The organism is Paenibacillus sp. FSL R7-0313 (assembly GCF_037969885.1).
Classification (GTDB): Bacteria; Bacillota; Bacilli; order Paenibacillales; family Paenibacillaceae; genus Paenibacillus.
In genome coordinates this window covers 2,416,070-2,437,766 of the sequence record NZ_CP150219.1, presented here as the reverse complement: position 1 = coordinate 2,437,766, position 21,697 = coordinate 2,416,070, and the positions used below count along the sequence as shown (strand labels likewise).

Annotated in this window: 23 protein-coding genes and 1 riboswitch; of the genes, 8 read left to right on the top strand and 15 right to left on the bottom strand. The window is 45.4% G+C overall.

Translation table 11 applies throughout. From position 1 onward, the window contains the following. The first annotated feature begins 174 nt into the window (after nt 1-174). The 3 genes from NSQ38_RS10700 (at nt 175) to NSQ38_RS10690 (ending at nt 3,167) form a co-directional block, all read left to right on the top strand. Nucleotides 175-402, top strand: a complete 228-nt coding sequence (locus NSQ38_RS10700) for a hypothetical protein (RefSeq protein WP_017692425.1) — start codon at nt 175-177, stop codon at nt 400-402. 383 nt (nt 403-785) lie between these two features. Beyond that, complete coding sequence (locus NSQ38_RS10695) at nt 786-1,799, top strand: glycosyl hydrolase 53 family protein (RefSeq protein WP_339790478.1); 1,014 nt, start codon at nt 786-788, stop codon at nt 1,797-1,799. Between the two features lie 912 nt (nt 1,800-2,711). Then, nucleotides 2,712-3,167, top strand: a complete 456-nt coding sequence (locus NSQ38_RS10690; RefSeq protein WP_339789075.1) for a hypothetical protein — start codon at nt 2,712-2,714, stop codon at nt 3,165-3,167. Nucleotides 3,168-3,701: 534 nt separating this feature from the next. Here NSQ38_RS10690 and rarD read toward each other — a convergent pair. The 5 genes from rarD to NSQ38_RS10665 all read right to left on the bottom strand — a co-directional run bounded on the left by rarD (nt 3,702) and on the right by NSQ38_RS10665 (nt 7,528). Next, complete coding sequence (rarD, locus tag NSQ38_RS10685; protein ID WP_339789070.1) at nt 3,702-4,580, bottom strand: EamA family transporter RarD; 879 nt, start codon at nt 4,578-4,580, stop codon at nt 3,702-3,704. 151 nt (nt 4,581-4,731) lie between these two features. Then, a complete protein-coding gene (locus NSQ38_RS10680; protein WP_339789066.1) occupies nt 4,732-5,310 on the bottom strand; it encodes a hypothetical protein in 579 nt (192 codons plus the stop codon). Nucleotides 5,311-5,654: 344 nt separating this feature from the next. Next, the gene (locus tag NSQ38_RS10675; protein WP_339789063.1) at nt 5,655-6,050 is read right to left on the bottom strand and encodes a hypothetical protein; all 396 of its coding nucleotides are present in this window, start codon (nt 6,048-6,050) and stop codon (nt 5,655-5,657) included. A 255-nt stretch (nt 6,051-6,305) separates the two neighbouring features. After that, the gene (locus NSQ38_RS10670) at nt 6,306-6,947 is read right to left on the bottom strand and encodes an NAD(P)-dependent oxidoreductase (protein WP_339790476.1); all 642 of its coding nucleotides are present in this window, start codon (nt 6,945-6,947) and stop codon (nt 6,306-6,308) included. A gap of 224 nt (nt 6,948-7,171) precedes the next feature. After that, nucleotides 7,172-7,528: an iron-sulfur cluster assembly accessory protein gene (locus NSQ38_RS10665; RefSeq protein ID WP_062837974.1), complete on the bottom strand. Its 357-nt coding sequence runs from the start codon at nt 7,526-7,528 to the stop codon at nt 7,172-7,174. A 671-nt stretch (nt 7,529-8,199) separates the two neighbouring features. Here NSQ38_RS10665 and mqnE point away from each other — a divergent pair. After that, a complete protein-coding gene (gene mqnE / locus NSQ38_RS10660; protein WP_091037892.1) occupies nt 8,200-9,306 on the top strand; it encodes an aminofutalosine synthase MqnE in 1,107 nt (368 codons plus the stop codon). Here the strand turns inward: mqnE and NSQ38_RS10655 are convergent. Continuing rightward, nucleotides 9,291-9,425 (bottom strand): hypothetical protein, encoded by a 135-nt coding sequence (locus NSQ38_RS10655; protein WP_339789060.1) that lies wholly within the window; start codon nt 9,423-9,425, stop codon nt 9,291-9,293. The genes mqnE and NSQ38_RS10655 overlap by 16 nt on opposite strands. Before the next feature lie 115 nt (nt 9,426-9,540). Here NSQ38_RS10655 and NSQ38_RS10650 point away from each other — a divergent pair, with 115 nt between their 5' ends. Then, a complete protein-coding gene (locus tag NSQ38_RS10650) occupies nt 9,541-10,602 on the top strand; it encodes an NAD(P)/FAD-dependent oxidoreductase (RefSeq protein ID WP_036673332.1) in 1,062 nt (353 codons plus the stop codon). Here NSQ38_RS10650 and NSQ38_RS10645 read toward each other — a convergent pair. Beyond that, nucleotides 10,599-10,853 (bottom strand): YuzB family protein, encoded by a 255-nt coding sequence (locus tag NSQ38_RS10645; RefSeq protein ID WP_036605750.1) that lies wholly within the window; start codon nt 10,851-10,853, stop codon nt 10,599-10,601. The genes NSQ38_RS10650 and NSQ38_RS10645 overlap by 4 nt on opposite strands. Nucleotides 10,854-10,933: 80 nt before the next feature. Between NSQ38_RS10645 and NSQ38_RS10640 the strand changes: the two genes are divergently transcribed. After that, nucleotides 10,934-11,179, top strand: a complete 246-nt coding sequence (locus NSQ38_RS10640) for a NifU family protein (protein WP_053783253.1) — start codon at nt 10,934-10,936, stop codon at nt 11,177-11,179. Between the two features lie 140 nt (nt 11,180-11,319). Here NSQ38_RS10640 and NSQ38_RS10635 read toward each other — a convergent pair whose 3' ends face one another. Further along, nucleotides 11,320-12,099, bottom strand: coding sequence for an SDR family oxidoreductase (locus NSQ38_RS10635; RefSeq protein WP_076328983.1), 780 nt, complete (start codon nt 12,097-12,099; stop codon nt 11,320-11,322). 370 nt (nt 12,100-12,469) lie between these two features. Between NSQ38_RS10635 and NSQ38_RS10630 the strand changes: the two genes are divergently transcribed. Continuing rightward, entirely contained in the window at nt 12,470-12,694 is a 225-nt protein-coding gene (locus NSQ38_RS10630; RefSeq protein ID WP_339789057.1) for a hypothetical protein, read from the top strand. A gap of 119 nt (nt 12,695-12,813) precedes the next feature. Here the strand turns inward: NSQ38_RS10630 and NSQ38_RS10625 are convergent, their stop codons facing one another. From NSQ38_RS10625 to NSQ38_RS10600, 6 genes are all read right to left on the bottom strand, one after another. Next, nucleotides 12,814-13,653: a MetQ/NlpA family ABC transporter substrate-binding protein gene (locus tag NSQ38_RS10625; RefSeq protein ID WP_339789054.1), complete on the bottom strand. Its 840-nt coding sequence runs from the start codon at nt 13,651-13,653 to the stop codon at nt 12,814-12,816. A gap of 74 nt (nt 13,654-13,727) precedes the next feature. After that, nucleotides 13,728-14,387 carry a methionine ABC transporter permease gene (locus NSQ38_RS10620; protein WP_133387446.1) on the bottom strand — a complete coding sequence of 220 codons (660 nt, stop codon included), beginning with the start codon at nt 14,385-14,387 and terminating at the stop codon, nt 13,728-13,730. Then, nucleotides 14,388-15,422, bottom strand: a complete 1,035-nt coding sequence (locus NSQ38_RS10615; RefSeq protein ID WP_339789051.1) for a methionine ABC transporter ATP-binding protein — start codon at nt 15,420-15,422, stop codon at nt 14,388-14,390. 126 nt (nt 15,423-15,548) lie between these two features. After that, nucleotides 15,549-15,690, bottom strand: a riboswitch (SAM riboswitch). Between the two features lie 129 nt (nt 15,691-15,819). Continuing rightward, entirely contained in the window at nt 15,820-16,536 is a 717-nt protein-coding gene (locus NSQ38_RS10610; RefSeq protein ID WP_339789048.1) for a Cthe_2314 family HEPN domain-containing protein, read from the bottom strand. A gap of 200 nt (nt 16,537-16,736) precedes the next feature. Further along, the gene (locus NSQ38_RS10605; RefSeq protein WP_339789045.1) at nt 16,737-17,660 is read right to left on the bottom strand and encodes a heme A synthase; all 924 of its coding nucleotides are present in this window, start codon (nt 17,658-17,660) and stop codon (nt 16,737-16,739) included. 394 nt (nt 17,661-18,054) lie between these two features. After that, complete coding sequence (locus NSQ38_RS10600) at nt 18,055-18,399, bottom strand: thioredoxin family protein (RefSeq protein WP_017692403.1); 345 nt, start codon at nt 18,397-18,399, stop codon at nt 18,055-18,057. 142 nt (nt 18,400-18,541) lie between these two features. On the opposite strand from NSQ38_RS10600, the gene NSQ38_RS10595 reads away from it, so the two are divergent. After that, nucleotides 18,542-19,828, top strand: a complete 1,287-nt coding sequence (locus NSQ38_RS10595) for a DUF2515 family protein (RefSeq protein ID WP_339789042.1) — start codon at nt 18,542-18,544, stop codon at nt 19,826-19,828. Nucleotides 19,829-20,028: 200 nt separating this feature from the next. On the opposite strand, the gene NSQ38_RS10590 is transcribed toward NSQ38_RS10595, so the two are convergent. Continuing rightward, nucleotides 20,029-21,657, bottom strand: coding sequence for a polysaccharide biosynthesis protein (locus tag NSQ38_RS10590; RefSeq protein WP_339789040.1), 1,629 nt, complete (start codon nt 21,655-21,657; stop codon nt 20,029-20,031). Nucleotides 21,658-21,697 lie beyond the last annotated feature (40 nt).

The window sequence follows — 21,697 nt, the reverse complement described above, 5'->3', positions numbered from 1 at the left end:
ATCAAGCGTCAGCGCAGTGTAAACGCTACGTAAAATTTATGTAAATGATACCTCATGGGCGCAACTTTTTCCATCCCTTTACAAAGGTCAATAGACAGAGTAAAGTGAAGTACAGTGTGATTTGGTCCGGTTGCTTGTTCTCATTCCAAATATATTTGATCAAAGGAGTATATAATGAAATCCAACAAACCTAGAACGTTACAAAAAAATATAGAATTTTTCACGGCTGCACTATCCCAATGTATGGTAAGCGCATGGCAGGAAGACCCGGCTGGCGTCTACTGTGAAGTGGGTTGCGGCATTGTGGAGCGGATCAGTGAAGACAGCGTGCGCATCCGAAACAATGACGGAACAAAGAGTCATTATGCACGAGATATTACGATGTTCCAGACTGAAAAATAATTTTGCATAAATACGTAAAAAAGACTAGCTTTCCGAAACAAGGTGTTGTATACTCTTGCCACAAGGAAAGGAGGTGCGTCAACATTTCTAATGTCATGTTGAACGTGTCCCTTACCCGATCCACTAGCTCAAATTAAAAGAGTCTGGTGGAGGCGCGGGATACGGATCAATGTTTCAAAAAGCGCCACGGGTAGAAAAGCCGTCTTCGGACGGCTTTTTGTTTTCTCTTTTTCAGTAGAGAGGTTGAGAAAACACCCAAAATATTGGAAATGGACCCTTTAGTAGAGCAAACCAGGATGGCTATAATTAGGATGCAACTCAACCTAAATCCGAGGAGGCATCTTGTAATGTTCAAAAATGTAAGGGGTTTCAAGACATCCATCATGTTGGCTTTTGTTTTGTTATTCACCTCCATCCTGCTGCCCGCAGGTCAGCATGCCAGCGCAGCACCAAGTTTCGCCAAAGGAGCCGACATCAGTTGGGTTCCCGGAATGGAAGCTCAAGGTTACAAATGGAAAGATAAAAACGGGGTACAGCGCGACATCATTGATATTTTGAAAAACGACTATCAAATCAACTCCGTTCGCATTCGGGTCTTTGTTAATCCTTCGAATGATTATGGGAACGGTTACATGAATAAGGATCGTGCGGCTACACTCGCCCAACGTGCCAAGAATGCCGGCATGAGTGTAATGCTTACCCTGCACTACAGCGATTCCTGGGCAGACCCTGGTCAACAAACCAAACCTGCTGCCTGGAAAAACTATACGTTCCAACAGCTCATGGATGCGGTATGGAACCACACTCGTGATGTGATGACGGCAATGCAAAGCAAAGGCGTTACCCCTGACTGGGTACAGATCGGTAATGAAACAAGCAACGGTATGTTATGGGAAGATGGCAAAGCATCCACTAACATGAAAAACTATGCGTGGCTGGTGAACACAGGCCATAATGCCGTGAAATCCCTGAGCAGCGGCACCAAAACCATTGTGCATCTGGCAGGTGGGGATGATAACGCCCTCTATGTATGGAATATTGGGGGTCTGATCAACAACGGAGCTAACTTTGACATGATTGCCATGTCCCTCTATCCTTCAGCTTCCGGCTGGAACACCGCTGTTACAAATACGGTAAACAATGCTAAGGATATGATCAACCGTTATGGCAAAGAGATCATCATCTCCGAAATTGGCATGGACAATAATCAGGCTGCAGCTGGAAAAAGTTTTGTTGCGGCGATGAAAAACCAAATCCGCAATCTGCCAAATGGCAAAGGTAAAGGTGTATTCTACTGGGAGCCTCAGGCTACACCAGGATACAACGGCGGCTACGGCAAAGGCGCATGGCAGTCCAATATGATGCCAACGGCTGTCATGGAAGGATTTATTGACTAGGTACGGTGGGTAGAAGTGCGGGCCTTGGGGGGCAGCGTGGTGGGCGTTCCGGGGTCGGATCGTTCTTATGATCGCTGTTGTATCCTAATTTCTTGAACAACTTTCATAAGTTGAAATTAGGATACAAAGGCGAACGCTTCGCTTCTTCAGAATCGATTCCGCCCCCTCCACTACGTTGCTGCTCCTTGAGACACTTCTAAAACCGTGTGTAGGCAAATGGATTAAGTAGTAAGGTAAACAAGAGCTTGAGGCGCTGTTCCCGGTGGGATGAGCGCCTTTTGGCGATGAAGTGCCTTGAGGGGGCCGCGTGGTGGCGTTCCGGTGTCGGATCGTTCTTATGATCGCTGTTATCCCCAGATTTTGATGAATTCCCCTTATAGGGGGAAATCCGGGGATAAAGGCGAACGCTCCGCTTCTTCAGAATCGATTCCGCCCCCTCCACTACGTTGCTGCTCCTTGAGACACTTCTAAAACCGTGTGTAGTCAAATGATTAGTAGTAAGGTAACAGAAGGGCTTGAGGCGCTGTTCCCGGTGGGAGTAGCGCCTTTTGGCGATGAGGTGCGTTAAGGGCGTAGCATGGTGGGCGTTCCGGGGGCGGATCGTTCTTATGATCGCTGTTATCCCCAGATTTTATGAATTCCCCTTATAGGGGGAAATCCGGGGATACCCTATGCTTCCGATGTAGCTTTCTTGCAGAAAGCTTTCAGGCGAACGCTCCGCTTCTTCAGAATCGATTCCGCCCCCTTCACTACGTTGCTGCTCCTTGTGGAACTTCTAAAGCGTGTCGCGATCAATCGAGGAGGGGTGCACCACTCGGGCTGTAGACTGATGTTCTTTTGGCTTACATATGAATATAATAAGTTTATTGAGATGACACAGGATCAATTTTTTATAGGAGAGGAGGCATAAGGATGAGTTTTTTAAAAGGGCTAGGTCAGTTAGCTGGGGAAGTTACCGGGAAAGTAATCGGCGGCAGCGTGAGGGTTGTTGGTGAGATCGCAGGAAGCCCCTTTATCAAAGAAATCGGAAACGGCGTAGAGAAAGCAACGATTAATACAGGCAAAACCGTTGGACAACTGGCTAGTGGCACATATGATCTTGCCAGTGGTGCAATTCGAAAAGATGATACCGCCATAGACGCGGGACTTGCCGATATTGGAGGTGCTGTAACCAATACCGCAAAAGGTGTAGCGATATCAGCCAAGTATGTATATAACAGCGGTAAAGATGTTGTTGTGGGCATGCAAGAGGAAGATAAGGACAGAGTCAAGCTTGGTGCCAAGAATCTTTTAGCTGCTGCTGCGGTAACAACACTGGCTGTCGGTGTGATTGATGCAGTTGATGGGGCTGAAGGTGTGGATACGTAGGAATTTGGATTAGAACACCAATAACACAATAACTGAAGAAACACAGCCTAGTAGGGCAACAAAAATATGGAGACAACTAAATGAGATTTTTTCAAGTAAAATCCGTTGTCTCTTCTGAATAAAACACGAGTAGATGAACACCGTTATCACAACGGGCAGATATAAATGAAGATCCGGACCATCCGTGCTCGGGAGCAATTTATTAATAAGCCCACCTATCGTCTCGTTGACGAGCATAACCCCGTATATAACACCAATTATCGCTGAAATAGAAAACTGAAATAGTGTCTGAACTACATCATTCTTTAAAAAGAACCAACCACGTTTACGGTACAGGTCATTGACCATCATATATCTGTTGCCTCCTCATTTTCTTATTACTATTTTTGATTAGTACTCCTGTATTTTACCACAACGTTGATCAGCTGCCTTTTTAGTTTTGCTGGGCTATCTTATCTTTTCTTCATAAACGTATAAATGCCCTGTCCACCTCATAGGCGGGCAGGGCATTTATAACGATTCAGATACATCTGTTCAGCTTACCTTAGCAAGTCTCGTAGCACGCATTGATGCGGCAGCGTATACGATAAGCGCTGTCCAGATCAGCGCGAAACCAACGAGCAGAACTGGCGAGACCGTTTCCTTGAACACAAACACACTCAGGATCAGCATGATTGTCGGCCCAATATACTGTACAAATCCTAGTGTGGACAATGACATTCGAGCAGCCGCCCGTGCAAAGAACAACAGCGGCAACGCCGTCACCGCACCGGAAAGTAACAGTTCGAAGAACATGGGCGCAGGCAGCGTCCATGCCGTTGCTTTTCCTACAACAGCCAGATAGATCCAGTAGCCAAGTGCGACGGGCAGAACTACAGCTGTCTCTGAAAATAAGCCCACAGAGGCATCTTGCTTGATCTTCTTCTTCGCAAGACCGTACAAGCCAAATGACACGGCCAGCGAGATCGCAACCCATGGGAAACGTCCGTAGTCGATAGCGATGATAAGCACCGCTACACCAGCAATGGCAATCGCGAGCCATTGTCCCCGGTTTGGTTTTTCATGAAGGAAGACAACCGCCAGCAACACATTCAGCAACGGGTTCAAATAATAGCCCAGACTTGTCTCAACAACATGACCATTGTTAACTGCCCAGATAAAGATAAGCCAATTAATAGCAATTAACAGCCCACTCGCGGTAAGGGACAGCAGGGTCGAACGACTGGTCAGAATGCGCTTCATGTCACTCCAACGACGTTGGACGGCAACGAAAATCCCCATAAAGACAAATGACCAGACAACCCGGTGCGATAAAATCTCGCCTGCCGGTACATTTTCGAACAACTTCCAATACAGCGGGAGAACCCCCCACATGATATACGCAATGATCGCGTTGATTAATCCATTATTCATAACTTTTTCCCCTCTTACTTACTCTAATGTCTCAACGGATTATACGCCTCGATCCTTGTTTAAGTAAAGGGGTCATAGGTCATGCTGGAAGCCATGCTCTCGTTCAACTAATTTATCTTTGGGCAAAAGCTTCACGTTAGTGCAGCGAGATTTATACTTTTCCCTTTTTCTTTCTTACTCTCATAAAAAGGATAAAAATCACCGCAAATACGACTACACCTATGATATATAAATCAATATCTTGCTCAAACATAAACCACATTTTGTGTTCTAGGTTTACTTGTTGTTTTGGTGGATATCCTTCCCCGAATAGTTCAGTTGCTTGATTAAGATTATTCATTTCGATAGTCACACTGCACGGACTACTGCTTAACTCGCCATCCACTTCGCTAAAGTATATTAAGTATTTGTTGCCTTCCTTAAAATCAAACCCCCAAGTGTAGTTAGTTGCAATAATGAGTTGAGAGACAACTTCAGTATTCCAACTCCTTTCAGCCTCCACTAAAATATATCTAATTTTCTCTTTGGTCCCCGTAAACCCCTCTTGCTTTAAGTCGACCTTTATTTGCTTTACTTCACCATAAACAGCTCCATCATATATTTCTAACTGTTCTTGGGGGCTTCCCGATTCTACACATGACAAAGCGTTAACATCTTGTGCATTTGAGATAAAGAACACGCTAGATATAAAAAAAATTAACGTGATTATACGAAGCTTCAGTTTTTCCACCTTCTTCTCATAATGTTATTTCGTACACTTTATTGACCTCTTTAACAGGAAAAATGTTGCATTTCCCCTTGCCGTTAGGAGAATGAACAACGAAGCAACCAATCGGACACAGTTGGTTGCTCCATTTGTCTTTATTAAGTTACCATTCAAGAATAATCTAAAAGAAATAAAACTAAGATATTTTTCTTACAGCAAACCATAGCTCAACAAAATTCAGTCCATCTTTAACTCCAGTAATTTCAAATTCCATTCCGTCGACCTGTTCATATCCTGTAGTAGGAAGCCATTCAGAAAAGAATCGTTTATGTATGGTAGCGTCACATTAGATTCCATTTGAGTTACTTTCACTTTCCTCCAACATGAAACACACCAATTACGGTTTCACCATCCTTGTCATACAGTGGAATATCCCATCCGTCTGGTGATCTGCTGTTCTGTATCGCAATAGCTTCTTCAGGTGTTTTTGGTTGCTGGCCATCCATGTCTTTTTTCAGCAGATATCCGTCTGTACCATCCGCACCAGTAGCCAAGATTAAATCAGGTTCCGTTTCTGGAGAAGTCGCATATGCGGCAGAACCATATGTCTGTCCATTCTTATTTTTCGGATAAAGAGAAGTGATGTGAATTTGATTCAGCGCATTTTTAACGTTTGGATATTGGGATAACCCTGAACCACTCGATTCATTCATCATAAAAACCACAAAGATCAATAGTATAACTCCATTAGAATACATCTTCACAACTGTTCACTCCCTTATACTTTTGAACTCGCAGAAAATCCGATTAAAAGAAGTTGACCTTCCATATAATCGTAGTCGAATTCCATATTTAGAATAATATAACATAGAATCATGGGGTTAGTCCGAAGTTGAACGATAATCATCTAATCTGTCTAACGTTATTGCAGAACTTCTCTCTTCGAAAATATAAAAAACGAACGCCGATCTGTGGAGATCAGCGTCCGTTTGTATATTACATATTATTATTTGAAAGTGTTACTTCACTTCGCCAACAACGGTAAAGCGCTCATTTTTGTGTTGTGGATTTTCGATCTCATCAACCAAAGCAATCGCATAGTCTGCATAGCTGATATAGCTGTTACCTTCACTGTTCACGAGAATAACGTCGTTGCCTGCTTGATATTTTCCAGTGCGTACGCCTTCTGGATTAAAGAATCCAGCCGGGCTCAAGAATGTCCATTGAATACCTGAGGATGCTTGCAGATCCTGCAAGTTTTGGCCTTGGTTCGTTGCAGTTGCTTTGTAAGCATCAGGGAATCCTGGGGATTCAAAGACACGCAATGTTTTGGAATCGTCTGTAAACAGGCTTCCTGCTCCACCCACCACGATCAGACGAGTGTTTGGTGCATCCTTCAGGATGTTGATCAACGCTTGTCCTACTTCCACATGCAGGTTTTCTTTACCAGCTGGAGCACCAAATGCATTTACAACCACATCGAATGCTTTAAGATCTTCAGCTGTAAGATCAAATACATCTTTCTCCAGCGTATTCAGGCTTTTATCTTCCAATTTGGATGCATTACGAACGATTGCCGTTACTTTATGCCCTCTGTCTGCTGCTTCTTTCAAAATTACACTTCCTGCTTTGCCTGTTGCACCAATGATTGCAATGTTCATCATGATCTCTCCTTTAAATTATCGATATTGTTTATGTTTGAACTTTATATTGTAACTATAGTTGTTACAACTAAGTTTGTCAACCATGCACAATCAGTACACGCAAAAAAGCCCCTGATATCATGCCCGTGCAAAACGGATACAATTCAGAGGCTATCTATTAAAGGGATTGGAAACTGCTTATTTCAAAACAGAATTGAGAAACCGCTGTACAACTCAGTTTCTTAACAATCCTTATCAGGCACACCCGCATCTTCCTTCGTACGGAAAGAAGATCCACAACCACAAGTGGCTACTGCGTTCGGATTATGGATGGTGAACCCACCCGTCATACCAGACTCTTCAAAATCAATTTCAAGTCCATTCAGATATTTCAGGTTTTCCTTCTCGACTACAACCTTCATGTTCTGAATATCCATATACAGGTCCTCATCGGACTCTTTATCGTCAAAGCCCATGGCGTACGAAAATCCGGTGCAACCGCCCGGTGCTACGCCAAGACGCAGGAACATACCAGGTGTCTCTTGCTGTGCAAGCATCTCTTTCAATCTGTCAGCAGCCGTTTCGCTGATGTTAATCATGCCAGGTCACTCTCCTTTTTCATATAAAATCATGTTCAAAAAGGGCGCTTTTCAGTACCAAGAAGATGGGATGAAGATAGAAACGGAGTAGCGGAGCGTATGCAAAACTACGTGAGCAACTACAATGTTTCCAAAGGAAACATACATCGTAAGCCTCCCGCTTATTTCGGCTGAATCCCATATTCGACGCTGAGATGCCGCTAGGCATCCTTCGTAATCAAAAGTGGACTTTTTGAACTACCTTTCATTAACTCTTCTTTAAATTATACTCCACCCCGTCAAGGGTCTCAAGTCATGTTTGCCTCTTTCCGCGTTCCCCCTCTACTCCTTTTTCTTCCCAGTGTATTGAACCCCCGCGATACGAGGTTTATAATGAATAGGTGGTCGCACTGAAATGTCGATATTTTGTCATGACTTATTCAGACGATGGTCATAATTGGAGTTGTAATTTTTTTCACATTTCGAGACTGCAACGCAGTCCCCAATGCATATATGAGTCAACCGACTCCATTTTTTGAAAAAATTTAGCTTTCATATGCAGCACACGCTGCACCGGGTAAATAAGAGTTAGTCCTTATAAGAAGGCGGCAGTTGACCGCATCTTTGCTATGTAGTTCTGTATGCAGATCCTACACACAACTCAAATCCGGTTAAGAACAGGAGGAAACAGTATGTCTACATTGGTAACACCGTTCACAGACAAAAGAATGGCTGAAATCGTTGAGAAAGTGCAGAACGGCGTAAGGCTGAGCGTAGAAGACGGCGTATATCTGTATGAAACAGATGATCTGCTGACTTTGGGCCAGCTGGCCAATGAGGCCAACTTGCGGAAGAATGGCAAGAAAGTATATTTCATCGAAAACATGAGTCTTTATTTTACAAACGTATGCGAAGCCCGCTGCGCTTTTTGTAATTTCCGTAAAGACCAGGGTGAAGAAGGCTCTTATACATTATCCGGTCAGGAAATGATCGATTATGTGGAACAGCATATTCATCCGGGCGTACGTGAGTTCCATATTGTAGGCGGACATAATAACCATGTTCCTTTTCAGTATTATGTCGATTCCCTGCGTGCTTTAAACGAGAAATATCCGGATGTTACACTGAAAGCTTACACGGCAGCCGAGATTGATTTCTTCACTCGCATCAGCGGACTCAGTATCAGAGAAGTTCTGCAGGAGCTGCAAAAAGCAGGTCTGAAAACATTGACTGGTGGCGGCGCTGAGATTCTCTCGGATGAATATCGCAAAAAAATGCGTGTAGACAAAGCCAACGTGGATCGTTATCTTGAGGTGCACCGTACAGCTCATGATCTCGGTATGCGTACACATACAACGATGTTGTATGGATCGATCGAGTCCTATGAGGACCGCGTCAACCATATGGTGCAGATCCGTGAATTGCAAGATGAGACCAACGGATTCATGGTCTTTATCCCGCTTTCCATGCAGCCAAAAAGTAAAAACGCGAGTATTATGCGTCGTAACTCGGCTTATGAGGATCTCAAAACAATTGCGATCAGCCGTCTGATGCTGGATAACATCGATCATATCAAAGCATACTTCATTAACATCGGTCCACAGCTGGCTCAAGTTGCTCTTGGATTTGGTGCTTCAGATGCACACGGCACAATAGTTCGCGAACGGATTAGTCATGCGGCAGGTGCACTCACACCTGAAGGCCTTACACGTAAAGAGCTCATTTGGCTCATTAAAGGTGCAGGACGTATTCCGGTAGAACGTGATACGTTCTACAATGAAATTCAAGTGTACGAATAGGATATAACTCCATCCACAATCAATATTGCACCAGCACCACTCCAGAACGCAGCTTTCATTATAGGGAGACGTTTGAATTCGAGTGGTGCAAACTGCTGAATAATATCTTCAATTTTCAATATCTACTTTTCAATTATTCAAATCATAACAAAAGGAGCAGCTATGTTATTGCATAGCTGCTCCACAGTTTACAGCCCCATTTCAGTGGGACTGATGCAGAAAGGAAGCCGAGTCATGAAAAATTTCGTCATTCTTGGAGGCGGCTATGGCGGCCTCACCATCATCAAGGAACTTCTGGAAGGTAAAATTCCATCCGATACACAAATTATTTTGGTGGACCGTAGCCCCTTTCAGGGATTAAAGACAGAATATTACGCACTCGCAGCAGGAACCGTATCCGATTATGACCTGCGTATCCAATTTCCCGTGAGCGATAAAGTCACTTACCGTTATGGAGAAGTTACTTCGATCGACCTAGAACAGCGTCAGATTGAATTTGAAGGCCAAGACCCGCTCGTGTACGACAAACTTGTCATTGGACTTGGTTGTACAGACCGTTTCCACAATACGCCAGGTGCCGAAGACTACAGCTGCACCATTCAAAGCTTTAGCAAAACACGCGAGACTTACCTGCGCCTTAATGAAGTCAAAGCCTATGGCAATGTGCACATCGTAGGCGGCGGATTAAGTGGTGTCGAGATGGCAGCCGAACTTCGTGAGAGCAGACCCGATCTAAACATCAGCATTCTGGATCGCGGTGAACGTGTATTATCCGCTTTCCCGCAACGTCTGTCCGTGTATGTCCATGAATGGTTCAACGAACATCAGGTAGAGACACGCGGACATATCGCCATTTCACGCGTTGAACCGAACGCCATCTATAACCGGGATGAACAGATTCTAACGGATGCTGTCGTGTGGACTGCAGGCATTCAGCCCGTAAAAGTGGTACAGGATCTGGACGTGACCAAAGACCCTCAAGGACGTGTCGTCCTGAATGAATACTACCAAATCCCGGAATATACCGATGTGTATGTCGTTGGTGACTGCGCAAGTGTACCTTATGCACCTAGTGGTCAAGCTGCGGAAGTACAGGGTGAGCAGATCGCCCATATTCAGCATGCCCTCTGGAAAGGCGAAAAGCCCAATCCACATCCACTCAAGCTTCGTGGCACACTGGGTGCACTCGGCAAGAAGTCTGGGTTTGGGCTGATGGGCAAAACGTCCATGATGGGACGTGTACCTCGTATTCTAAAAAGTGGTGTGCTCTGGATGTCTAAGCGCCATCTCGGTTAGTCGAGATCGAGCTCGTCCCAGACATCGGCTTCGGCAATTTTGGCCAGAATGGCGTTATATAGATCTTCCACTTTGTCCGTGATGACAACTTCTCCATTCACCAATGCAAATGGAGTCATAGAACATTGGCCGCAGTTGGTGAGGCAGCCGTATTCAATCACATCATAGTCTGGATTTTCTTCCAGTTGATCCATGACTTCATCTGTGCCAAAATGCATATTATTGGCACAAAATTCAATAATCGGTCTCATTTAAGTTCACCTGCTTTGTTTGACCATTTTAATTTGTGGCCATTTGTAATATAATATAGGAAGGAAAGGAGTTGAACAATATGAGCGAAAACGCACAAAGCACCATGTATGATGAGGTATCTGATGTGCTTGATAAACTTCGTCCGTTCCTGCAACGCGATGGCGGTGACGTGGAACTGGTCGACGTGGAGGACGGCATCATTAAGCTGAAACTGGTCGGTGCCTGCGGCAGTTGCCCAAGCTCCACCATTACCTTAAAAGCCGGGATTGAACGCGCCCTTCTCGAAGAAGTTGAGGGTGTACAAGAAGTCGTACAAGTATTCTAATCAATCCTTCACGAAATAAACCTCAAGAGCCTTCGCTTCGCATGAAGCGGAGGGCTCTTTTTTTGTGCGCATATTCAGAGTGTCCATTTCATCTGTCCCCAGTTTCAACGGGGTTCCACGTCCAATCCTACAAACTCACCTTAAGTATCCTCGCGCTGTATGGTCGGACGAATCGGATCAAGCCCTCCAGATACATCCATAATGTTGCCTGTTATAAAATCGGAATGATCAAGGCACAGATACGTAATCACTCGTGCGATATCTTCACCGCTGCCAGGACGCCCTCTTGGCGTTTCCTCATCGATGATGCCTGCCATTTCATCAATCGTTTTCTCTTTGTTGGCACCGCGAATATCTCCCGGGCATACCATGTTGACCGTAATTCCATAAGGAGCTTCCTCAACGGCGAGTGTCTTTGTAAAAGATACGAGGCCTACCTTGGCAGCCGCATATACGGCGCGATGAGGCCAAGATCTCGCTTCTCCAGCATGACTGAAGCCAAAATGGATAATGCGCCCCCATTGCTTGCGTCTCATCTCTGGCAATACACGCTGATCCAGCAACATCGGTCCCAACAGATTTCCCTGCACAAGCATCTGGACCTCAGCTTCAGAATAATCCGCAAATAATCGTCGTTCACGGACAAATGGACCTGCGTTATTCACCAAAATATCAATGCTGCCCAGGTTACCTTCCACCTGCTCAACCAATGAAGAGATATCTTCCACCTTGGATATATCAGCCTGGATGGCAATACACCGCACACCCTTGGCTATAATCTGAGCCTTTAAAGCCTCAGCTTCTGTTCTGCTGTGTACATAGTTGAGGGCAATATGACACCCTTGATCTGCCAGACTGAGGGCCGTCATTTTACCAAGACCTTTGGCACTTCCCGTTATGAGGGCAATCTTTCCCTTCACGTTCATCCCCCTCTTCAAAGAGCAGTCACTATCCAGTATAAAAGATTTATCGTCCTCCTACAACTCGCTTATCCACAAGGGATTATCCACCTTTAATTCCAAATATATTTTGATTGAAATCGGAAGCCTAACCAGCAATAGTGAATTCGGCTCGTGGTATGTTGTGTTTGAGTACGTGAAGACAGGTCATATCCATGATGACGATCAAAATTTGAGTGCACTGTCCTTAATCAACTTAGCATCAATGCAGGATACACCTACAAGGAGTACAATGCTTCGACTGACAAAACATCCACCATAGATAGGGCTCAACAGTCTTCTGGTGGGCGGGATCGGGTACACGGGTTCCCAGAAATTCAGTGCTCTTCTTTTGCTCAAAAAAGGATGGGCCTTGATCCTGGTTGTCGTTCTCGGGCTAATCGGTTGGATCAGATACAAAATCAAAAGCTTAAATGGAGAAGAAGAACAACTCTCTCCTTCCGAGAGCATGTATCTGCAAGAAGCAGATGAACAGCAGTATGCTGATCAAAATGAATTGTCCTACTACCGTCAATCTGGACATCACTATAGCGCTGATAAAACGGAAAAACTCTGACTTATGTTGATCCCCACCTCAGCACAGACTCAGGAAACATAAAATAAGCCGTATATCTCTTCAGAAGAGATATACGGCTTATTTTATATAGCTTCACATCATGTCATACATATCGTGAATTATTCAGTTGCAGGTTCAACTGCACCTTTATAACGTTCTTTGATGAATGTTTTTACTTCTTCGGAGTGCAGAGCAGCGGCCAGTTTCTGAATTGCATCTGCATCCTTGTTGTCCTCACGGGAAACGAGGATGTTTGCGTATGGGTTACCTTGCAGATCTTCGATCAGCAAAGCATCATTAGCCGGATTCAGGTTCGCTTCGAGCGCATAGTTGGCGTTGATGAATACCAGATCCGCTTCATCCAGTTGACGAGGCATCATGGCTGCATCCAGCTCAATGATATCCAGGTTCTTCGGATTGGCTGTGATGTCTTGAATCGTAGATGAGATATTTGTGTTGTCTTTCAGGGTAATAATACCTTCCTTCGCGAGCAACAACAGAGCACGTCCACCATTGGATGGGTCATTTGGAATGGCTACTTTTGCGCCGTCAGCCAATTCATCCAAAGACTTAATCTTTTTGGAGTATCCGCCAAAAGGTTCAACATGAACAGGAGTTACAGCTACGAGGTTAAATCCACGTTCTTTATTCTCTGTGTCCAGATAAGGCTGGTGCTGGAAGAAGTTTGCATCCAATTTTTTATCAGCAAGTTGCTGGTTGGGTTGTACATAGTCATTAAACGTAACAACTTGCAAACGAATACCTTGTGCTTCCAGTTCAGGCTTGATGCTTTCCAGAATCTCTGCGTGTGGTGTAGGTGAAGCTCCAACTTTCAATTCAACTGTACGTGGTGCACCTGCTGAATTGTCTGCGCCGCTATCCGCATCCTTGTTGTTTCCGCAAGCTGAAAGAACTGCAATCAGCATAAGACTAAGTAGAGCGAAAGACCATTTTTTCATGTGTAAAACCCCTTCTCTCATCATTTTTTCATGTGGCGTCCGCACGAATGCATGTCCATCATGTTATCTATGTGTTATTTCCTGGTGAAAAATGTAACCAAGCGATCTCCAGCCATCTGGAGAATTTGCACTAAGATGACCATAAATACAACGGAAATGATCATAATTTCATTCTGATAACGATAATACCCATAGTTGATTGCCAGCGTTCCTAGTCCTCCACCACCAACCATGCCTGCCATCGCCGTATACGATACAAGCGTAACAATGGTGATCGTTATACCAGCAAGCAGTCCAGGCAGTGCCTCAGGCAGTAACACTCGTCTTACAATCTGTCCGGTCGATGCCCCCATCGACTGTGCCGCTTCAATGACACCCCGATCGACTTCACGCATTGTTGTCTCTACCAGTCGAGCGAAGTAAGGAGCTGCCGAAATAACCAAAGGTGGTATAACACCAAGCACCCCTGTAGCTGTACCGACGAGCGAACGAGTGAATGGAATAATAGCAACAATCAATATGATAAATGGGATCGATCGCAAAATATTAACAATCAGGGACAGTATAATGTACACCACCCGTGATTTGGTTGAAGCAGATCGGGCTGTCATGAACAGCAGCACCCCGAGCGGTAAACCAAAGATTACGGTAAACAAGCCTGATGCACCCAATATTTGCAGTGTCTCAATGGAAGCTTTACCAACCTCTTCCCAGCGAACTGTTGAAAAATCCATCTAACGAAGCACCTCCACATCAAGTCCCTCAGCGGTTAATTCTGATATCGTCCGATCAATCGCAATGGAATCACCCTCGAACCGAACGGTCAGCTGTCCATAAGGAACCTTTTTGATCGTAGAGATTGTTCCTTGCAGGATAGCAAAATCCACACCTGTCTTACGTACCGTCCTGGACAAAATCGCTTCATACGTTTTGTTACCCAGAAAGGATATCTTCACAAGTTTGGAAGCAGCACCTGCCTGCAAATCAACGCCTGCATTCGCCAGAGCGGTCTCTTCCAGAGCAAGTCCAGCTTCATGGTCACGCATCATGAAGTCCCGCGTAATGGCATGTTGTGGCTTCAGGAACACTTCTGTTACAGGTCCTTGCTCCACAATCCCTCCTTGATGAATGACAGCCACTTTGTCACAGATGTTCTGAATGACATGCATCTCATGTGTAATCAGCACAATCGTGAGGTTGTACTTTTCGTTAATGTCGAGCAGTAACTTCAGGATTGAATTTGTCGTCTGCGGATCAAGTGCTGAAGTAGCCTCATCACAGAGAAGTACATTCGGATCACTCGCAAGTGCTCTCGCAATCCCTACACGTTGTTTCTGTCCACCTGATAATTGAGCTGGATATTTGTTGCTATGGTGCTCCAGACCAACCAGATTGAGCATTTCCTTCACTTTGCAATCAATGGCTTCCTTGGGTGTATTCACAAGTTTTAGTGGAAAAGCTACATTGTCATATACCGTTGCCGAGGATAACAGATTAAAGTGTTGGAAAATCATCCCGATCTTGCGTCTCTGTTGCTGCAATTCGGTTTTGCTCAGTTCAGTCAGGTTGATCCCATCAACCCATACTTCCCCCTCCGTAGGGTGTTCCAACAAATTAATACAGCGAATCAATGTACTTTTGCCCGCTCCGGAATGGCCAATCACGCCGTAGATTTCACCCTTTTGGATGCTCAAATTCAGCTCGGATAACGCTGTTGTAGATTTTTTCCCTTTGCCGTACGTTTTCGTTAAACCTTTTAATTCAATCAATCGCACTTGCCCCTTTCCAACCACCTACATGTATCTTTACCCGATCTAAAGGAAAACTCCCCTTAAAGTACAAAAAAAGAGCCCTTTGCAGATACAAAGAGGGCTCTTCACGTGAAAGAATATACCTTCTCATCTGCCAAAATCGTGTCTTGCACCATTTTGTAGGAATTAGCACCTAACATCTATAACGAATGACACATGTATCATGTCGTTACAAATCGGTTGCCGGGCTTCATCGGGCCTGTCCCTCCGCCGCTCTCGATAAGAAATATGTTATTGTAGGATTTTATAAGTTCATGTAGTTTATGCTTTATAATGTGAACGTAACTTCCGAAATATCAGTTCTATCCGTGTAACATTCGATTGAAACTCAGTATATTCCAAGTATTCCGATTTGTCAAAGGGAATTATTTCTTTTCCATATATTATTGATATAACTATAAGAGGCTGTTAACGTTTCACAGACCATATCGACGCCTTGACGCATTTCCTGCACATGCTGATTCAGATCCTCCAACTTCACTTTACCTTGCAAGGTCTGGTGTAACTGCCACAGGTCATCGTGCATTTCGGAGTTCATGTAGTGAATTTCCATATTACGACGTTTGCGCAGCTTGCTCATCGGCTCACGATAAGAGTCCTTGATCTGAATCAATCGCAACGCAAGATCATGATGCTCCCTCGCATAATCGAACTGCCTCAACACAGTAAAATAGGAAAAATGCGCTTTGGTATTTGACGTATTCAGTTGGAATATTTCATTTAAGACGGTGCCGACTTTATCCAGAATGGCAAAGCAGCGGATAAAGCCATCTTTGTAGAAATACACATACCGAGCATACTCGGCTTTTTCAGTCGGCGTCATATCATCCGTTGAGCCTGCAACGACCTTTTTGCGAAAATGAGCAGCAGCGAAACAGCTTTGCTCCAGTTCATCCAGTGAGGAGATGAGTCCCTGAGTCCACACATACAGCTTCCGATAGTCATGCGTGGGATCATGGTCCACATGCATTTGTCGTTGAAATAGCTCAAGCGTATGCGCCATTGCGTCCATCGCTGCCTTCAATTTACCTTCGTTTATACGTGGCTTTTCCCCCAACAACGTTCGCAGCATATCTAACCTCCTCTTTTCCAAATCAACAAGAATTCATCACCGTAACGTAACACATCATCCATTCCGTGTAATTGCTGCTTGCCATAGGTTGCCCTGATCCCCCTGACATCAAACAAAGTCCACCTGTCCAATGATGTACATCACTGGATGGTGGACTTTCATATTTAGCCCAAGTACCTTTGAAAAAGTGAATCTATATCTTAGAAACGATTAACCGGGCGATACAGCTTGTACACCAGGAAACTCATATACGTTAAGACTCCGAACAATATGGCGATATCCAGCATATGAGCAAGAGCTACGAACATGTATACTTCCGGACGGTTCATTGTCACCATCATGAAAATACCAATGACTACTTGCATCAGAATAAGAACAACGGATACCACACCCAGAGTACGCATTTCCTTATTGTCCGGATGATTACGGTAAGCGAAGTGACCCAGGATTGCAATAACAATCACGAGCGACGCAGCTGCTGCACGGTGAGCAAAAGCAACCGCTACCCCACCCGAAAGCTCAGGAATAATCTGCCCGTTACAGAGCGGAAATCCGGAACATCCGCCGGCAGAATCCGTGTGACTCACAAATGCACCCGTGTATACCACGAGATATGTGTAAATGGTGGAGAACCAGACCAGATTCCTGAATTTTTTACTAACCCGAGGGTATTTATTCAGTCGCTCCAATCCGCCATCTTTTGCCTCTTGCCTGATGCCCAGCGCCATCATTAGAGAACTGGCAAAAGCAATCAGTGCAAAGCCAAAATGCAGTGCCATGACTGCTGAAGATTGGGAGAAGACAACGGCAAAAGCCCCCATGATTCCCTGGACGATAACAAATACCAGAGTTAAGAAAGAAAACAATTGCAGGTCACGGCGTGACTTGCCAAACCGCAGAAAAGCAACAAACGAGGCAATGGACAACAGTCCAGCCAGTGCACTTACAGCGCGATGGGAATATTCAATAAGTGAAGCCACAGTATGCGCCGGAACGAGTTTTCCGTTACATAAAGGCCATTCCGTTCCGCAGCCAAGGCCAGATTCTGTTTTGGTTACGATGCCTCCACCAAAAGTGGCCAGAAACATGACAAGACAGGTTAATACGGTTAACCATTTAAACAAAGTTAAGTGTTTCAATTTTTTCTCACCCGCTGTTGGTTTAAGATGGCGAAGAATATTCTCCGCTTGTTTCGGTACTTTGACACTTATTTCACAACTAAATTCATTATACCGGATAAAATGTTCATTGACGTCGCGCTTTGTGACAAAATGTTAACGTCTGCTGAAATAATGACCCACAGGTCATTGGAGTTATGTACAGAAACGTCTCTTGCATAGAACATGCCGAACATACAAACGCCATTTCCCTATTTCAAGAGAAATGGCGTTCTTTTAGTATACCCTTTTACAACATGAACCTGTCATACTTTTATATAAGTTCAATGAAACATTACACAATAACGGAGACAGTGTCTGTGTGTCTGTGTAAATATTCATTAGTTGAACTTATATAACATTATTTATGGATCGTGTTGTACACTTCGACTGCGCGATCCAGGAACTGCTCAATCTCTTCTCTCGACTTGCGCAGCTTGTTCACATACCGTACGAGTTCGCGGCCATCTGTATACGCCACAAAGCTCGGAATGCCAAGAATATTCTGCTCTTCACTAACCGTTCCAACCTGATCCACGTCGACCTCAATCAAAGTCAGTTCACGTGCATATTTCTCTTCAACCTCAGGCATAAACGGATCGATGTATTTGCAGTCTCCACACCAGTCTGCCTTGAATACGGCAATCGTCAAACGTGGGGATTGGATGGCTACATCAAAAGCCGGTTTGGAAGTAATCTGTTCCATTCGGTTCATCTCCCTTTCTGTACCTTGTCTTACCCTAAGTGAAGCAAATTGGCGAGTGGAAGTCAAATAATCAGCGCATACTTAGAATAAAACACATGCTCTGTGAATTTAAACTCAGAACATCATGAAAGGATGTCACATCATGACTTCCACCAGAACCGATTCTTCCAGCGAACAACATCACGGGTCCCTCCTGCAGATGGTCCGTTCCATTCCAGGTGCTGCCCGGGAAATCTGGCGTGGCAAACAGGCTGCATGGCAAGCTTCTGCACAGCTTCGTCACCCATTGCGTGACATCGAGTGGGATACAGATACGGCAGCTGCCTTACAGTCTGAGGTTGAGCGTTTGTTACCTGCCAGCGGCAAGTCTTTTGCACGCACGGACCAGGTTCAAAGCGCACTCGTCTGCGAAGAAGATTGCATCATTCTGGAAGAGATTAAGACACTGACTCAGGAGCACAATCGGAGTAATATCACCCGCACGGCAGCCTACTTGGAATGTTATGAGCAATATCCCGAACTGCATTGGGCACTGCTGGCCCATATGGTCTCTCGCAACGGCGGATATCACATGACAGATCTTCAGAGTGACTTAATGCATAATCTACAGAATCAAAGCGATCGCGAGCATATGTACCGACTGCTGGAGCGGTGCAATGCACTCATTTTCCAGGATGCCTATCCCCAGCTTCTGCTGTATATGAACAGTCGCCGGATCGGACGAAGCTGTTTCCATCTCTTGTCGCACTTTCACGTCTCGGCGTTTATGACGCCATTTTGGGAACGCTTTTGGCTGGAACGGTGCAGTTCACTGCTTAGTGTGGCATTAATTATTAATGAGCAGAACTATATCGAGAGCCGGGTGGTGCAGCATCCTTATTTTCAAAAAGAAGTCCTCTCCAAACCCGCATTCCATCTGCATAATCTGGCAGGTCTGAATCATATCGTCTTCCCTCTTGGACGGGGAGCAGGACTCGCAGGACGCGTCATTGAACATTTTGGCAAGCTGGATGAGCGAATCATGTTTGGCAAAGGGCTATATGCCCTGTTGTTTGGCGTGGAGCAAGTACACACACAAGTGTTGGAGTTCGCACGTTTGGTTCCCCATCGTGGCTCGCGTGCTGAATATTGGCCTGGTCTGTTTACCAATCTTGAAGATGAGGCGGGTGATCACACATTATACGCTCAGGCGCTGCTTGATGAGGAATGGCTTCCAGAAGGGCAACGATTATATAGTCCGGAACTGCTCTCCGTATGGGGGGACACGCCTTATGAACCGATCACCAGACATGACTGGCTTCAGACTCGGGATTGTCTCAGTTATCTGACGGCACCGCGTCGGCCATGGCTGTTTGAGATGAGTCACGAACACCGGTATGGCATGCTGAAAACAGCACTGGCTCATGATGCTAAAGCCATCACACACTAATGCTGAAGACCATATAGAGCAGACAAAGACGGATGATATGATACCCCGATGTATCGCTAATCCTCGCTTGCTGGGCTAATGTCGAGTTCAGTCGCTCAGCTCGCCTTAGCTAAACAAAAAGCCCTGTCCGCTTAACAGCAGACAGAGCTTGTATCCTATTTTCACAAAATATTAATGCTTGAATGATGCTCCTTGCATTTTTAACCTCTTTGCCCAGCTCCACGTTGAAGACGCATAAGTGGACGAAGAATTTTTTGCAGAATACGGGGGTAACTGCCCAGCTCGTCCTTGCGCAGTACACGCAGCACAACCATGAGAACCAGATACACCACCACAACAAGCACACCAACCACAAGGCAGGTAAACAAGAAAGATACACGCGCTGGCAGGAACAGTCCAAAGATCGTATTCCCAATCCAGTTCGTTGCAAATCCTACACCTGCTGCAAGCAAGACCGTAATGATAAACCCTTTCCAACGATCTCCCATGATGGAGAAATCAACGATTTTGCGAAGGACCCGCAGATTCAGGTATGTGATAACCAGGAAACAAAGGGCCGTTGCAATAATGATACCGTAAATGCCAAAGATCGGCGCCAGAATCAGACTTGCGATCAGTTTGATCACAACACCTGCTGCCACACTGACCATCGTAATCCGCGGTTTACCTACCCCAAGCAAAATGGAGTTGGTGGTCATCATCGTAATCTGGAAAATGGTACCGAATGTTAACAAGGCAATGATCGGCGTTCCATCCAGATTGGTAAACAGCAATCCGTTAACCGAATATGCTGCCGCACAAAGTGCAATGACAATCGGCATACCTGTCAGAATCGAAATGCGCAACGCAAGTGTAACCTGACTCTTCAGATGCGCTTCATCCTTGCGGGCAAATGCTGCCGATATGACAGGCACCAACGATTGACTCAAAGCGATAGCCAGAATCGGAGGAATACCCGCAATACTTTGGGCTTTCGCACCCAGGATCGCAAGTACACCTGTCGCTTCTTCAAGTCCGATCTGGCCACTAAGCAGTGGTACCACAAGGGATGAATCGATGAAGTTAATGGCTGGAACCGCAAGTGAAGACAGCACAATTGGAATAGACAGCTTGAAGATATCACTGTAGATACCTCGCATCGGTAACTGCTCTGCACGCTCGTAATTCAATTGGGCCGCACGGTCGCTACGACGCAGCTTCAAGGTGAAGTACAGCATGACACCGAAGGCACCAACACTTCCTAATACCCCACCAAATGAGGCACCCGCAGCAATCGTCTGGTCATCATAATTCCATTGCAGCATGACATAAGCCACGATAATGGCTGTACCTACACGAGCGAACTGTTCCACGATTTGTGAAATACCGCCTGCTGTCATGTTGCCGCGTCCCTGGAAATATCCACGCATCATCGCAATGGCCGGGAACAGCAGCAAGGCTGGAGCCAAGGCGCGAATGGCGCTGACCGATGCCGGTACTTTAGAGACATACGTGGCATAATAAGGTGCTGCGAACCACAACAAAGCAGACATGACTACCCCGGCGACAGCCGCAAAGATCAGGGCTGCACGGTAGATCTGTTGAGCTTCACTCGCGCGTCCGAGCGCATAACGTTCCGATACCATTTTACTAAGTGTGCTCGGTATGCCCGCCGTTGCTACAGTTAACAGCATTAAATATACCGTATTGGAGATCGTAAACGATGCGTTACCAACATCTCCGAGAATATGCTCCAGCGGCACCCGTTGAACCAATCCGAGTACTCTTGCGATCAGTGCAGCGGCCGCCAGAATGAGCGTACCCCTAATGAATGTTTCTTTCTTAGACAAACGAATTCCCCTTCTTTCCTCCACACCGGACGTGCATCCC

Coding starts and splice junctions, on each gene's coding strand:
- NSQ38_RS10665 (WP_062837974.1), bottom strand. CDS start 7,528: ATGATTAACATCAGCGAAACGGCTGCTGACAGATTGAAAGAGATGCTT.
- NSQ38_RS10595 (WP_339789042.1), top strand. CDS start 18,542: ATGACTTCCACCAGAACCGATTCTTCCAGCGAACAACATCACGGGTCC.
- NSQ38_RS10695 (WP_339790478.1), top strand. CDS start 786: ATGTTGGCTTTTGTTTTGTTATTCACCTCCATCCTGCTGCCCGCAGGT.
- NSQ38_RS10670 (WP_339790476.1), bottom strand. CDS start 6,947: ATGAACATTGCAATCATTGGTGCAACAGGCAAAGCAGGAAGTGTAATT.
- NSQ38_RS10600 (WP_017692403.1), bottom strand. CDS start 18,399: ATGGAACAGATTACTTCCAAACCGGCTTTTGATGTAGCCATCCAATCC.
- NSQ38_RS10610 (WP_339789048.1), bottom strand. CDS start 16,536: ATGCTGCGAACGTTGTTGGGGGAAAAGCCACGTATAAACGAAGGTAAA.
- NSQ38_RS10645 (WP_036605750.1), bottom strand. CDS start 10,853: ATGAGACCGATTATTGAATTTTGTGCCAATAATATGCATTTTGGCACA.
- rarD (WP_339789070.1), bottom strand. CDS start 4,580: ATGAATAATGGATTAATCAACGCGATCATTGCGTATATCATGTGGGGG.
- NSQ38_RS10625 (WP_339789054.1), bottom strand. CDS start 13,653: ATGAAAAAATGGTCTTTCGCTCTACTTAGTCTTATGCTGATTGCAGTT.
- NSQ38_RS10690 (WP_339789075.1), top strand. CDS start 2,712: ATGAGTTTTTTAAAAGGGCTAGGTCAGTTAGCTGGGGAAGTTACCGGG.
- NSQ38_RS10640 (WP_053783253.1), top strand. CDS start 10,934: ATGAGCGAAAACGCACAAAGCACCATGTATGATGAGGTATCTGATGTG.
- NSQ38_RS10700 (WP_017692425.1), top strand. CDS start 175: ATGAAATCCAACAAACCTAGAACGTTACAAAAAAATATAGAATTTTTC.
- NSQ38_RS10620 (WP_133387446.1), bottom strand. CDS start 14,387: ATGGATTTTTCAACAGTTCGCTGGGAAGAGGTTGGTAAAGCTTCCATT.
- NSQ38_RS10650 (WP_036673332.1), top strand. CDS start 9,541: ATGAAAAATTTCGTCATTCTTGGAGGCGGCTATGGCGGCCTCACCATC.
- mqnE (WP_091037892.1), top strand. CDS start 8,200: ATGTCTACATTGGTAACACCGTTCACAGACAAAAGAATGGCTGAAATC.